This window comes from Aquabacterium lacunae (assembly GCF_004310865.1).
GTDB classification, from domain to species: Bacteria; Pseudomonadota; Gammaproteobacteria; order Burkholderiales; family Burkholderiaceae_C; genus Aquabacterium; species Aquabacterium lacunae.
In genome coordinates, this window is the sequence record NZ_SIXI01000008.1 from 36,859 (window position 1) to 50,404 (window position 13,546).

Consider the following 13,546-nt stretch of genomic DNA (forward strand, 5'->3'; position numbering starts at 1 on the left):
AGGGCCCCAGGCTCGCCAAGGGGTATGCTGCAGGCCGACCGCTGACTGCATTCCCGAGGAGACACGCACCATGTTCAAGGCCATCTGCATCGACAAGGACGACCAGGGTTACCGCGCCACTTTGCGCGAGCTGGACGACAGCGCCCTGCCCGAGGTGCCCGAGGGCGCCGTGACCGTGCAGGTGGCGTGCTCCACCCTGAACTACAAGGACGGCCTGGCCATCACGGGTCAGTCACCGGTGGTGCGCAAATTCCCGATGGTGCCGGGCATCGACCTGGCCGGTACGGTGCTGGACAGCCAGCACCCCGAGTTCAAGCCCGGTGATGCCGTGGTGCTCAATGGCTGGGGCGTGGGCGAAACCCACTGGGGCGGCCTGGCCCAGAAGGCACGCCTGAAAGGCGACTGGCTGGTGCCGCTGCCTGCCGCCTTCACCCCGGCGCAGGCCATGGCCATCGGCACGGCGGGCTACACCGCCATGCTGTGCGTGATGGCCCTGGAGCGCCATGGCATCACGCCCGAGCGGGGCGAGGTGGTGGTGACGGGTGCGGCCGGTGGCGTGGGCAGTGTGGCGGTGGCCTTGCTGGCGCGCCTGGGTTACCGCGTGGCCGCCGTGACCGGCCGCCCGCAGGAGGCCGACTACCTGAAGCAGCTCGGCGCCGCTGAGGTGCTGCCCCGCGAGGCCTTTGCCGCGCCGGGCAAGCCGCTGACCAAAGAACGCTGGGCCGGCGCGGTCGACACCGTGGGCAGCCACACGCTGGCCAATGTCTGCGCTGCCACCCAGTACGGGGGTGTGGTCACGGCCTGCGGCCTGGCTGGCGGCATGGACCTGCCCGCCACCGTGGCGCCGTTCATTCTGCGGGGTGTGACCCTGGCCGGCATCGACAGCGTGATGGCCCCCAAGGCCTTGCGCCTGCAAGCCTGGCAGCGCCTGGCCCGTGACCTCGACCCGGCCGTGCTGGCGGCGATCAGCCGCACCATCGGTCTGAACGAGGCCATCGACACCGCCCGCCAGTTGCTGGCAGGGCAGGTGCGTGGCCGTGTGGTGGTGGATGTGAACGCCTGAGGCCCGCGCCGGGTGGGCGCAAGGCGATGGTCAGGCTGCCTTGCGCAGGGGGCGGCGCCTGCCGCTGGCAGGCAGCACAGTCTGTGCGACGCGAGCGGGCCGTCGTGCATGGCGTGGGTTCAGGGCGCTGCCTTTGAACAGTGTGGCGGCACCGCACAGGGCCAGCAGACCGAACACCGGATGCTGCTGCGCAAACGCCAGCAATGCCACCCCGGCCAGGACCACACAGGCCAGGGCAGACCACTGACGTGAACGGGAACGGAACGACTGCGAACCTTGGGAACCGGTCATCTCGCCTCCTTGGAAGGGCGTGCGCCGAGGGATGCCGACGCTGCACACCTCACGTTGTACGGCGTGAACGATTCACGTGCCCACCGGATAAACCCCTGTCAGCACCTGCAATTTCGGGCATGGCTTCGTCAGCAGACGTAAAGCTTTTTGCAGGGTGGGCGCTGCTGAAACGAGGTGCTGCCTGTCGGCCTCACCCTGAGCGGACCCGAGGAGACCTCCATGCCGCACACCCGACGCCAGGCCCTGCAGTGGCTGGGCACCCTGCCTTTGATTGGCGCCCTGCCCGGCTGCGGAGGCGGCGGTGCCGGTGGCGCACCTCAGTCGCAGATTGCAGCCCCTGGCGGCTCAGGCCGCCTGCAGGCCGCTTCCCTGGGCGTGGGCGCCTCGCTCCATGGGGCACGCCCGTTCCCCGATGACAACGCGTGGAACCTGGACGTGCGGGCCCTGCCCCCAGACCCCAATTCCGACGCCCTGATCGCCAGCATCGGCCTGAACACCGGGCTGCACCCCGATTTCGGTGCAGGCCTGTACGAAGGGCAGCCCATCGGCATCCCGTATGTGGTGGTGTCTGGCCAGCAGGCGCGCGTGCCCATGGTCTGGACGCTTTATGGCGATGAAAGTGACCCTGGCCCCTACCCGGTGCCGCGTGATGCACCCATCGAAGGGGGCCCTGCCAGCCAGGGGGATCGGCACGTGCTGGTGGTCGACCGCGACAACGACCGCCTGTACGAAATCGGTGGTGCCGAGCCGCAGGCCGATGGCAGCTGGCAGGCCCACTGCGGGGCCGTGTTCCATGCCGACAGCAACGCCGTGCGCCCCACGGCCCAGCCTGGCTGGACCAGTGCCGACGCCGCTGGCTTGCCCATTTTCCCGGGCCTGGTGCGCTACGACGAAGCCCGCCTGGGCCCGGGTGGCATCCGCCATGCGCTGCGCTTCACCGTGGCCCGCACGCGCCGCGCGTTCGTGCCGCCGGCCACGCATTACGCCAGTGCGAACACGAGCGCCAACCTGCCGCCCATGGGCATGCGGGTGCGACTGAAGGCCGGTTACCAGATCCCGGCCGGCTTTTCGCCCGAAGTCAAGGCCATCCTCACGGCCATGCAAACCCACGGCATGTTCGTGGCCGACAACGGCAGCAACTGGTTTGTCAGTGGCGCCCCGGACGACCGCTGGGACAACGACACCCTGGTCGGTCAGCTGGCCCAGGTGAAGGGCTCGAACTTCGAGGTGGTCGAGATGCGGGGGCTGGTCACCCAGGTGTGAGGCCCTGCCGGGCCAGCAGGCGGCGCATTTCGCCCAGCAGGGCCTGCGCCGAGCGCTGCCAGGTGAACTGCTGCGCCCGCTCGATGCCACGCTGGATGCGCTGCTGGCGCGCCGCCGGGGCTTCGTTCAGGGCTAGGGCCATGGCCTGGGCCAGGGCGGCCACATCGTCAGGCGGGCACAGGAAGGCCACGTCACCGGACACTTCGGGCAACGAGGTGGTGCTGGAGGTGACCACCGGCACGCCACAGGCCATGGCCTCGAGCACCGGCATGCCGAAGCCTTCGGCCCAGGTGGGGTACACGAAGGCCGCGCTGTGGCGGATCAAGGCGGGCAGCTCGGCGTCGCCCACACGCTCCAGGAAGCGCACCTCGTGCTGCAGGCCCTCGCGCTGTACCACCTCGAACACCGCTTCGAAGGCGAAATCGCGCTGGCCGACCACCACCAGCGGTGGGCGCGGCTTGGGGAGGCGGGCGTAGGCCTGCACCAGGTTCACGTGGTTCTTGCGGGGCTCCAGCCGGCCCACGATGCACAGGTAGCCGCCGGGCTGCAGCCCGTGCGCCTGCACCAGGTCGGCGCCTTCTGGCCCGGCATGGAAGCGCTGGGTGTCGACCCCGTTGTGCGTGACGGTGATGCGCTCAGGCGCCGTGCCATAGGCCTGCACCATCGATTGACGTGAGTACTCACTGACGGTGAAAAGCGCTTGAGAACGGCGCAAGGCATCGCGGCTTGAAAGGCGTGCAAAGGCGGTGAAGGCCTTGGAGAAGAACTGCGGGTGCGTCTCGAACAGCACGTCATGGATGGTGCACACACAGGGACCGGCCGTCCACAGCGGCAGGCGGTACTGCAGGTGGAACAGGTCCAGGCCCAGTTGCTGCTGCAGGCGCGGCAGCTGCCAGGCCAGGCGCACCAGGCCGTTGCGATGGGGCATGGGCACGCGGTGCACGTTGGGGGCGCCGAAGGCCGGGTGCTCGGCCACCAGGCGCTCGGTGTCGGCCAGCAACAGGTGGAAATCGAGGTCAGGGGCCTGGGCAATGGCCGCTTCGTACAGGCCCAGCAGGTGGCTGCGGCTGCCCTGGAAGATGCCGTCGAAGGTGTGGAAATCGACCCCAATGCGGGGGCGGCGTGGCGCGGGCATGGTCGGCGGGGCTCAGGCGGTGGCCGTCTCGGGCTGGGGGCTGAGCACCAGGGTGAGCAGGGTCAGGCTGTGGGGGGGCAGGCTCAGGGTGGGGGCACCCGGAGGCGCCGCCCAGCCGCGGTCGGTGCGACGCAGCGTGTCGGGCACGTCGCGCGTGTCGAACAGCTGCTCGGTGCTCAGCTGGCTGATGCGGCCACTGTCGATGCGGTGGGCGCCCAGCTGCAGCGTCAGCTCGGCCGGGTTGGCAGGGTCTTTGTGCAGCACCAGCAGGCGCAGGGTGTCGCCTTCGCGGCAGGCCAGGGCGGTGGCCACGGGCAGGTTCTCGGCCGCCGGCGTGAAGCCCAGCGCGGGCGTGTTCACCGTGGGCGCTTGCAGGGTGCAGGGCAGGCGCTGGCCCACCAGGCCTTCGCGGAACAGCGCCAGCACCTGACCGGTGGGGCGCAACCAGGCGTCGGGGTGGATGGCCCCGAAAAAGCCATTGCCCGACAGCGACCAGCCCTGGGCCAGTTCCACGTCAGGCTCCAGCACCAGCTGGCGCAGCAGCTCGGCCAGGGCCAGGCCACCGGCGGGCGACAGCGTGAGCGTGTCGGTGCTGCGGCCCAGGCTGAACAGCGCGTTGAACTCGGTGAGGGCCCAGCGCGGCGTGGCACCCGGTTGCAGCTCGGCCAGCAGCTGGCGGTTGGCAGCCAGGTCGGCACTCAGGCCCCGACCGGCGGCCATGGCGGCCCAGTACAGGCGGTCGGTGCTGTGCTCGGCATCGGCCCCGAAGGGCAGGTAGGCGTTGTGCAGGCTGAAGTGGCTCACCCCCTCGATGGGGCTGGCCAGCACTTCGCGCGCGAAACCGGGCAAGGGTGTGGCGGGCACGCCATGGCGCTTGTCGAGCGTGATGGGCAGCGACAGGGCAATGCCTGGGTCCACCTGCCGCATGGCTTTGGCGAACTCACGGGCCTTTTGCGCAAAGGCGCTGGCGTTCATCCACAGGGCGGGTTGCTCTTCGGGCTGCAGGTAGGGCTCGTTGCCCAGCTCCCACAGGGGCACGCGGGGCAGGCGCTGCCCGGTGCGGCGCGAGGTCAGGCCGGTGACGTTCACGGCCCGCACCCAGTCGGCCGCTTCGGCCGCGGTGCCCGAGGCCAGGTTCACGGTGATCAGGGGCTGGGCGCCCAGTTGTTCACACAGCTCCAGGAGCTCTTGTGTGCCCACCAGGGTGGGCTGAAAGCGCTTGGCGTTGGCGTGCTCGTTCAGGCCGCGTTCGGTGCGCAGGCCCATGCCCAGCTTCCAGTGGAAGGTGTCTGACTGCAGGCCGCCGGGGTAGCGCAGGCTGGTGGTGCCCACCCGGGCGGCCAGGCTGGCCATGGCCGGGCGAAGTTCGGCTGCGCTGTCGAACATCTCGTCGCCGCGGTCCACCCAGTGCAGGTTCTGGCCCAGCACGGCCCGGTTCACGGCCACACCCGCCGCGCGCGGGTCGAGCTGCAGGCTCAGGGCATTGGGCTGGCCCGTGGCCGAGCGAATGGGTGTTTGCAGCATGGCCTGCACCTGCGCCACCGGGTTGCCGCCGGCGCCGCAGGCGCCCACCAGCGTGGTGCCCAGCAAGGCCCCACCACGAGACAACCACTGGCGTCGGTTCAGCATGGCTCAGCCTTTCATGATGCGCCAGGCCCGCCCCATCAGGTCGAGGCTGGAGGCCGCGCGGGCCTGGTAGTTGCCTTGCGGCTTCACCCAGCTGGCCAGGCGGTACAGCAGCCAGCGCAGGCCAAAACCACTGACGGTGAACAGGTCGAAGATCCACAGGCCCTGCGGCCCGCGCATCTGGCGGTAGAACTGGCGCGGGCCCTTCAGCGAGGACAGCAGCACATCGCCCTGTTGCTGCTTCATGCTGGCGCCCTGGTAGTGAATGATCGACGCCGCCGGGCTGTAGACCACGCGGTGGCCCGCCAGTTTCAGGCGGTGGCACAGCTCCATGTCTTCGCCGTACATGAAGAAGGCCGGGTTGAACAGCTGCCCACCCAGCATGCCGGTGCGCAGGATCATGAACGCACCGCTCACCCAGTCGACATCGATCTCGGCCTGGGCGTCGTGGTCCAGGTACAGGGGCATGGGCCGCATGGCCCGTGGCAGCAGCCGGTCGAGGAAGAGGTAGTGGTTGGCCAGGTTCAGTGCGCGCGGGAAGGCGCCACCGGTCCAGCGCTGCAGGCTGCCATCGGCGTTCAGCAGGCGGCAGCCCATGGTGGCCACGTCAGGGCAGGCGTCCATGCGGCGCACCATGGTGCCAATGGCGCCGTCGAGCAACACGGTGTCAGGGTTCAGCAGCACCACATAACGGCCGGTGCAGAACGGCAGGGCCTGATTGTTGGCCTTGCCAAAGCCCGGGTTGTCGGCGTTGGCGATCAGGCGCACCTCGGGGAATTCGGCGCGCACCATCTCGACGCTGCCGTCGCGCGAGTCGTTGTCGACCACGATGACTTCCATCTGGTCCATGCGCAGGCCCGCCTGGTCGCGCACCGACTGCAGGCAGGCGCGCAGCAGCTCGCACACTTTCCAGTTGACGATGATGATGGAGGCTTCGATGCTCATGCCTGTGGCCCTTGAGATGCGGGTGCCGCGGCGTCAGCGGGACGCATGATGACCGACTTGCGGGCCCTGAGTTTGGCGCCCGCGGGCACGTCGTACACCGCCAGCGCAAAGGGACCCAGTCGGGCACCGTCACCCACGCGGAAGGGGCCCAGCACCGCGGCACGGTAGCCCAGGGTCACGTCGTCACCCAGGATGGGGTAACCCGGGCCGGCGCCGATGTCGATGCTGTTGTCGATGCCCCCACCGATCTTCGCGTCACCGTAGATGGTGGCGCGCGCGCCAATGCGGCCGTACAGCACCACGCCGCTGGCATGGCCGATCAGGCAGGCCTCGCCGATGTCGGTGGTGGGCGGGATCTCCACCCGCGTGCGGTACAGGTTGAACAGGAACAGCAGCCGCGCTGTGTTGCGCCATCCGCGCAGGAAGCAGTAGCGTGACAGGCGGTACCAGAACAGGGCCTGGTAGGTGGGCATCAGCAGCCAGAACATGCGCTGTGGCAGCGAGCCGCCGCCATTGCCAGCGAACATGCGGCGCGCGTCTGACGCGATCAGGGCGCGGGTGCGGGCCCAGCTCAGGGGGGCGTCCGTGTGGGCGTCCAGTGTGGTGTCTGTCATGCGCGAGCAGGGTCAAGGGAGTTGCAGGAGGGCTCTTCCGTGGCCACGGGTGCGATCACGGTGGCGCGGTCGGGCACGTCGTCGAGCGTGAGCGTGCAGGCGCCCAGCACCACGCCATGGCCCACGCGCAGGGCGCCCAGAACCACGGCGCCCTGGCCGAAGAACACGTCGTCACCCACCCAGGGCAGACCAGGGCCACCACCGACATCGCCTTCGCGGGCGCCGCCACCGATGCCGCAGCTGCCCGACAAGGTGGCGCGCGCACCCAGTCGTCCGCACACGATCACGCCTTCCGCGTGCGGGATGATGCAACCCGGCCCGATGGAGCTGGTGGGCGGGATCTCGATGCGGGTGAGGTACAGGCTGATCAGGCTGATCAGGCGGGCGCTGTTGCGGTGCCCCTTGAGGAACAGGCAGCGGGCCACGCGGAACCACAGCAGGGCCTGCACACTGGGCAGGCAGAACCAGTAGGCCTTCTGAGCGGCCGAGCCACCGCCCAGCCACTGCACCCAGCGACTGAAGTCGGCACGGAACAGGGCCCGGGCTTCGGCCCAGGTGGTGGGGTCTTGCAAAGTGGGTGGAAGCGTTGAAGTGCTCATGGGCGTTCGCAGGCTTCGAGGTAAAAGGCTTCCTGGGCCGCGGCCACGGTGTCCCAGTTGTAGCGCCGGGCCCACTGCCGGGCCGAGGCGCCGAGCTGGGCCAGCTCGGCATCGGGCCGATGGTGCCAGTGCTCGATGACAGCAGCCAGCGACCGCGCATCGAAGGCCTTGGCCCGGGGGCTGTCGGGCGCGGCCACTTCGTGCATGGGGGCGGCATCGAACACCACACAGGCCTTGCCGGCCGCATGGGCTTCGGCGATGGTCATGCCGAAGGTCTCGATGCGCGAGGGCATCACCATGAAGCGGCAGGTGCGCAGCAGCTCGGCGCGCTGGGGGGCGTTGACATGGCCTGTCAGGTGCACCCACGGCCCCATGCCGGTGTCGGCCAGCCACTGGTGCAGCAGCGGTTCTTCAAAGCCGCTGCCGGCCAGCACCAGACGCGGGCGACGCTCGGGTGCGATGGTGGCCAGCGCCTGCAGCAGCAGGTCCAGGCCTTTGGCGTGCACCTGGATGCGGCCCAGGTACAAGAGGAAGTCACCCACCACAGGCTCGATGGCGTAAAAGCTGTCGTCCACCCCGTTGGGCAGCAAGCGGCACTGAGCCTTCGGGTTCAGGCCTTCGATGGTCTGACGCATGTCGTCGGTGAGCACCACGAAGCGTTCGTACCAGCGCACGCCCCAGGCCTGGCCCCAGTGGAAGGGCAGCTTGTACTGGCGCGTCCATTCGTCGGCGAAGAACCACTGCACCGAGGCGATCAGGGGTTTGTCACGGCGACGGAACCAGGGGGTCCAGGTGGCCGAGCAGGGTGGCATGAAGTCTTCCACCAGCAGGTCGTGCTGGCGCTCGCGCACGGCGCGCGGCAGGCTGGCCAGGAAGGTGAAGTGGTGCGAGGAGCCGTGGTTCCTGATCTTGCGGCCCAGGCGCACGTACTGGATGCCCTCGCGTTCCAGCGTGGGCGTGGAGCCCTCGAAGGTGGGCGTGAGCACAGTGATCTCGTGCCGGCGTGCCAGGCGTCGGCAGATCTCGAAGGTGCGCACGGGCCCACCACCGGACAGCGGGTTGTCCATGTCGTCAGGGTCGAGGTGCAGGATGCGCATGGCGGTCAAGGGGGCTCAGGGCCGGGCGGCGCGCAGCCGCTGCAGGCTGAGCAGGTCGTCGCGGTGGCCGCGGTGGAAGGCCCCCAGCAGCAGCGCCAGGGCTGCGTGAGTCAGCAGTGCCAGCGGCAGCACCTGCCAGATGGGCAGCCCGTGGTTCAGCAGGCCAAAGTGGCAGGCCAGGGCGCCACCGGCAGCCCCCGCGGCGCGCAGCGACTGGTGCCCCAGCTGTGGCAGCTTCAATGCCTGGCCCGCCCAGCGGATGCGCCAGGCCAGGCGCAGGGCCAGGGCCAGCACCACCGCCCAGGCCGTGCCCACCAGCCCCATCACGGACAGCAGTGCTGGGATCAAGGCGAGCAGCAGCAGCAGGCCGATCACCATGGCCGTCAGGTCGTCACGCTGGGCCCGTGCGGCCAGCATGGTGGTGGACATCAGCTGGTCGAGGGCCAGCAGCCAGGTGCCCACGCACAGCACCTGCAGCACAGCCGCGCTGCCCCACAGGTGAGGCGCATACACCGCCTTCACCAGCCACGGCACCACGGCACTGATGGCCAGCACCACGGGCACACCCAGCAGCAGGCCCCAGCGGAGGCAGCGGTCGAGCATCGCGGCGAAGGCCGGTGGATCGGCATGGAACAGGCGGGCCAGCACCGGGAAGATCACCACCAGGGCCATGGTCGACATCATCTGAGAGGCCTCGTACAGGCGGGCGGCGGCGGCGTACACGCCTGCGGCTTCCAGGCCCTGCAGACGCGACAGCAGCAGCACGTCGATGCGGCTGGTGGCGGCCGTGACCACGGCCAGGCCCAGGTAGGGCGGTGCTTCGCGCCACAGGGCGAGCCAGGCCGGGCCACGCGCGCGGGGCCAATCGATGCGAGGCAGTTGGGCCAGGCGCAGGTAAAGCCCGGCGCTCAGCAGGCGGCCCAGCAGGAACACGGCGAACACGCCATCGAGCCCGGCCCCCAGGTGAATGGCCAGTGCGGCGCCCCCCAGGCGCACGGCGGCTTCGGCCAGGTTGATCAGCGTGAGCGGGCGCACCTGCTCCATGCCCACCAGGGTGGACTCGGCCACCAGCGTGAAGGCTGTGGGCACCATGGCCAGGCCCACCAGCCAGTGAGCGGCCTGCAGCCCTGCGGGCGCAGACCACAGGCCGTAAAGGCCCACGCCCATCGCCAGCAGCACCGCCCAGGGGGCGCTGAACACCAGCGCCTGGCCCATGTGGGCCCCCCGCTGGGCAGGTTGCGCGGCCACCTCCCGCGTGAGGTGCACGCCCAGGCCCAGCAGCGGCAAGGTCTGCAGCAGGAAGAAGGTGTTCATCAGCACCGAGAACCCGCCCAGCTGCTCGGTGGGCAGTTCATGCGACAGCACCCAGAACAGGCCGAAGCCCAGCGCGGCCATGCCCAGGCGCAGCACGGTCACCGATGCGAAATTGCCCAGCAGCCGCTTGAGGTTCATGCAGCGCTCCTGGCGGTGGGGGTGGCCACAGCAGGCCAGGGCCGCAGGCGCACCAGGGCCTGCAGCAGGCCTGCCGTCAGCCACAGCATGAACACGCGGATGTCGGCGTCGTAGTTGTCGGAGGCCAGGAACAGCATCTGGCTGATCAGGGCACCGCCCAGCCCCACGGCCAGCGCGGTGGTGCCCGGATCACGCCAGCGTTGCACGGGCCAGGCCTGCCGGGCCAGGCACCAGAGCAGGTAGCACCAGAACAGAAGCGCCGGGATGCCCAGTTGCGCGGCCACCAGCAGGTAGTGGTTGTGCACCACCAGCTTGAGGATCTGCTCCTGGTAGTCAGGCGAGATCTGCGCCCATTTCTCGCCATGGATCTCGTGGGCGGCCCGGTTGTAAGCCCCGAAGCCCGCACCCGTCAGCGGGTGCTCGGCGATGATGGCCAGCGCCTGGTCGTTCAGGATGGTGCGCGATTCGGTCGAGCGGTCGTCGGGTTCGGTCAGGCGCCAGATCACTTGCGGGTAGGCCGCCAGCACGGCGCCCAGCGCCACAGCCCCCGCCAGCACGGCCCCGAGCACATGGGTGCTGCCGATCAGGCGGTGGCGCCAGAACACCACGGCCACCGCCAGGCAGCCCAGAGCCATGGCAGCCCATCCCCCGCGCGACAGCGTGATCAGCAAGGTGACGCTGCACAGGCCGAACACGCCCAGGGCCACCCACCAGGTGCGCCTGGGGATGCGCTGTGGCCCCATCAGCACCAGTGCCAGGGCCGGTATGCCCACCAGCGTGAGGTAGTCGGCCAGGGCATTGGGGTGGTCGAATGCGCCGGTGGGCCGAAAGGCCGCAGCCTCCTGCCCGCCAAAGTTGGCCACGTTGCCCGCATTGGCCGTGCCCGCTCCTTTGGAGCCAGGCAGCGGCAGGTGGCTGCGCGTGAGCATCTGGGCGCTCACATGGGCCACCTGCAGCAGCAGCCCCACCACCACCACCTGCATCAGGCGGCGCACTTCGGTGATGTGCTCGATGGCGTGCGAGACCACGTAGAAGGCCAGCACGCACAGGGTGTAACTGAAGGCCGAGGCCAGCAGCAGCAACTTGTCGCCCGGTGACATGGCGGCCGAGCACCAGATCCAGGCCACGTAGACGAAGGCCAGCGTGTCCAGTCGGGTGCGTTGCAGAGGGACCTTGCGCACCAGCAGGCGCTCGACGCCCCAGGCCACGGTCAGGGCCAGCAGCACCAGCTGCCCAAGGCTCAGGTACCAGCCGGGCGAATAGAAGCGGTCGAGCGGCGGCACCACCGCCTTGCTCAGGTCGAAGGGCGCCACAAAAAACAGCAGCACCAGGAAGTAGCGCCGAAGCGAGCCCCTGAACCACACCATGCTGCCCAGGCCCGCCAGGGCCACGAACAGCAGCACCGGCAGCGTCATGGAATCACCGGCTGTGGCCAGCAAGGCCGTGCCGGCGCCCAGGCCCAGCAGGGCCCCGAGCACAGGGTGGCGCAGGTCGGTCAGGGCCATGGCGGCGAAGGGTGGGTCAGAGCACCCAGCGGTACAGCCAGCTGGGCACGTACTCGGGCCGCTGGTTCAGCACCGTGCCCAGCAAACGGTCGGCCGGCACCGGGTTGGCCGCCAGGGCGCCTTGCACCACTTCGCGGCGCGTGTCCTTGGCGTTGACCACCAGCAGGCAACCGTCGGCCTGGCGCAGCAAGGCGCCGCAGCCAGCGAGTGATGGCGCGTCGATGATCACCATGCCGAAGCGCTGTCGCAGCGTGCCCAGGGCCTGGGCCACCGCTTCGGGCTTGAACAGGGTTTCCGCACGGGCCTTCTGGCCGGCGCGGACCCTGTGCGGCCCATCGCCCGAGGCCGGTGGCGTGGCCATGGCGTCTTGCCAGGCGCTGTCATGCACCAGTTCCGACCAGCCCGGACCGCTTTCTCCGGCTTGCTTTTCGCAGGCCACCAGGGCCACCGGGTCACTGCATTGCGCCGCCAGGGCTTGCGCCAGGGCCTGCGCCACATGGGTCTTGCCTTCGCCGTCGCGGGCGCTGGTGATCACCACCACACGGCCTTGCGGGCCAGCGGGCAGCTTGCCCAGCACCCGCAGGCCCAGGCGGTAGAACGCATCGTCTTTCATGGGCGCTCCTTGCCGTGGTCGGGGATGATGGCCAGGGCTTCGAGGCCCAGGTAGCGCTCGACGTCTTCGGCCGACTGCAGCCGGTGGTCGAAGTATTCGCGCAGGCCGGCCAGCAGCAGGCCCAGTGCCAGGCCCAGCAACGGACCCAGCACGCCCAGCACGATCAGCTTCTTGCGTTCGGGCTTGTCGGGCACCTGGGCGCGCTCGGTCAGCACGCGCGAGGTGGTTTCATCGGGGCTGCTGGCCAGGTACAGCTCGATCTGGTCGAGCTTGCGGCGCAACTCGATGTAGCGGTCCTGGGCCAGGGCGCGAGAGCGCTCCAGCTGGCGCATCTGCGCTTCGAGCTCGGCACCGGCCTGCACCGAACGGCTCAGGCGTGCCTCTGCCTGGGCCAGCTGGCGCCTGGCATTGCGCACGGGTTCGGCTTCGTCGGTGTACTGCTGACGCAGCTCTTCCACGCGCGACTGCAGGGTCACGGTTTGCTGCTTGAGCAGGCCCACGGCCGAGGTGCCGCCGGCGCGTGCACTGCCCAGCATGGTGTCCATGCGCAGGCCCTCGCCGGGCTCGACCACCACTTCCACTGGCACCGGTGGCGTGCCCTGCACGGGCACATCGCTGCGCTTGCCCTGGGCCACCATCAGCTTGAGCAGGCGCTGGTCGAGCTGATCGAGGTCGGCCTGGGCGGCCATCATCTTGTCGCGGATCAGGGCGTAGCTGGCCTGGCCCTGCTGCCGAGTCTGCGCGGTGCCGTACTGCTGGTACTGCGCCACCAGGGCGTGCAGGGCCTGCGGCGCCAGTTCGGCCCGCGTGGTGGTCAGGCTGATGTCCAGCAGGTTCGATGCGGTGTCGGCGGTTTTCGAGCGTGCGGCTTCGACCTTCACGGTCTTGAGGAACACGTCGACCGTGGCCTGCAACTCGGCTTCGGGGCTGGCCGCACGCGGGCTGCCCAGCACGGCGCTCAGGGCGTTGCCGGGCAGGTCGCGGCGTGTCATGCCCAGCTTGCGCACCACGGCTTCCACGTTGGGGCGGGCCAGCAGCAGCTGCATTTCGGTCTCGATCTTGCGGTTGACCGGGTCGATCACCTGGCCTTCCCGGTAGGCGGACACGCCCGACAGGAAGCTGGGTGTGCCTTGCTGTTCGGTCTTGACCCACACCTTGGCCGAGGCCTGGTACTGCGGCGCCTGCATGGCCACACCGTACAAGGTGAGTGCACCCACCGTGACGGTGCTGCCCAGGATGGTGCCCCAGTACTTGAACCACTGGCGCCACAGGTCGCGGCCGGTGAAGCCACCGCCTGCACGGGGTGTGGCCACAGGGAACAGGGGGATGTCGGTGCTGCTCAT

Annotated in this window: 13 protein-coding genes; 2 read left to right on the top strand and 11 right to left on the bottom strand. The window is 69.6% G+C overall.

The features are described 5' to 3' along the window. Positions 1-70: 70 nt before the first annotated feature. On the top strand, positions 71-1,063 hold the full coding sequence (gene acuI / locus EYS42_RS15755) for an acrylyl-CoA reductase (NADPH) (protein ID WP_130969162.1): 993 nt from the start codon (positions 71-73) through the stop codon (positions 1,061-1,063). 30 nt (positions 1,064-1,093) lie between these two features. On the opposite strand, the gene EYS42_RS15760 is transcribed toward acuI, so the two are convergent. Continuing rightward, a complete protein-coding gene (locus tag EYS42_RS15760) occupies positions 1,094-1,354 on the bottom strand; it encodes a hypothetical protein (RefSeq protein ID WP_130969163.1) in 261 nt (86 codons plus the stop codon). Between the two features lie 219 nt (positions 1,355-1,573). Here EYS42_RS15760 and EYS42_RS17370 point away from each other — a divergent pair, with 219 nt between their 5' ends. Next, entirely contained in the window at positions 1,574-2,617 is a 1,044-nt protein-coding gene (locus EYS42_RS17370) for a hypothetical protein (RefSeq protein ID WP_245503670.1), read from the top strand. Here the strand turns inward: EYS42_RS17370 and EYS42_RS15770 are convergent. Genes EYS42_RS15770 through EYS42_RS15815 form a run of 10 tightly spaced genes read right to left on the bottom strand, consistent with a single transcriptional unit; the run spans position 2,604 to position 13,546 of the window. Continuing rightward, positions 2,604-3,752: a glycosyltransferase family 4 protein gene (locus EYS42_RS15770; RefSeq protein WP_130969164.1), complete on the bottom strand. Its 1,149-nt coding sequence runs from the start codon at positions 3,750-3,752 to the stop codon at positions 2,604-2,606. The genes EYS42_RS17370 and EYS42_RS15770 overlap by 14 nt on opposite strands. Positions 3,753-3,764: 12 nt before the next feature. Beyond that, a complete protein-coding gene (locus EYS42_RS15775; RefSeq protein ID WP_130969165.1) occupies positions 3,765-5,381 on the bottom strand; it encodes an alpha-L-arabinofuranosidase family protein in 1,617 nt (538 codons plus the stop codon). Positions 5,382-5,384: 3 nt separating this feature from the next. Further along, entirely contained in the window at positions 5,385-6,323 is a 939-nt protein-coding gene (locus EYS42_RS15780) for a glycosyltransferase family 2 protein (protein ID WP_130969166.1), read from the bottom strand. After that, positions 6,320-6,937, bottom strand: coding sequence for a serine O-acetyltransferase (locus EYS42_RS15785; protein ID WP_130969167.1), 618 nt, complete (start codon positions 6,935-6,937; stop codon positions 6,320-6,322). The genes EYS42_RS15780 and EYS42_RS15785 overlap by 4 nt, the downstream gene beginning before the upstream one ends. Further along, positions 6,934-7,536 (bottom strand): serine O-acetyltransferase, encoded by a 603-nt coding sequence (locus tag EYS42_RS15790; protein ID WP_130969168.1) that lies wholly within the window; start codon positions 7,534-7,536, stop codon positions 6,934-6,936. Before EYS42_RS15790 ends, EYS42_RS15785 begins: the two co-directional genes overlap by 4 nt. After that, entirely contained in the window at positions 7,533-8,633 is a 1,101-nt protein-coding gene (locus EYS42_RS15795; RefSeq protein ID WP_130969169.1) for a glycosyltransferase family 4 protein, read from the bottom strand. The genes EYS42_RS15790 and EYS42_RS15795 overlap by 4 nt, the downstream gene beginning before the upstream one ends. 15 nt (positions 8,634-8,648) lie before the next feature. Continuing rightward, positions 8,649-10,085, bottom strand: a complete 1,437-nt coding sequence (locus EYS42_RS15800) for a lipopolysaccharide biosynthesis protein (protein WP_130969170.1) — start codon at positions 10,083-10,085, stop codon at positions 8,649-8,651. Further along, positions 10,082-11,590: an O-antigen ligase family protein gene (locus EYS42_RS15805; RefSeq protein ID WP_130969171.1), complete on the bottom strand. Its 1,509-nt coding sequence runs from the start codon at positions 11,588-11,590 to the stop codon at positions 10,082-10,084. The genes EYS42_RS15800 and EYS42_RS15805 overlap by 4 nt, the downstream gene beginning before the upstream one ends. A 16-nt stretch (positions 11,591-11,606) precedes the next feature. Continuing rightward, a complete protein-coding gene (locus tag EYS42_RS15810) occupies positions 11,607-12,203 on the bottom strand; it encodes a P-loop NTPase family protein (RefSeq protein WP_130969172.1) in 597 nt (198 codons plus the stop codon). Beyond that, positions 12,200-13,546: a GumC domain-containing protein gene (locus tag EYS42_RS15815; RefSeq protein ID WP_130969173.1), complete on the bottom strand. Its 1,347-nt coding sequence runs from the start codon at positions 13,544-13,546 to the stop codon at positions 12,200-12,202. Before EYS42_RS15815 ends, EYS42_RS15810 begins: the two co-directional genes overlap by 4 nt.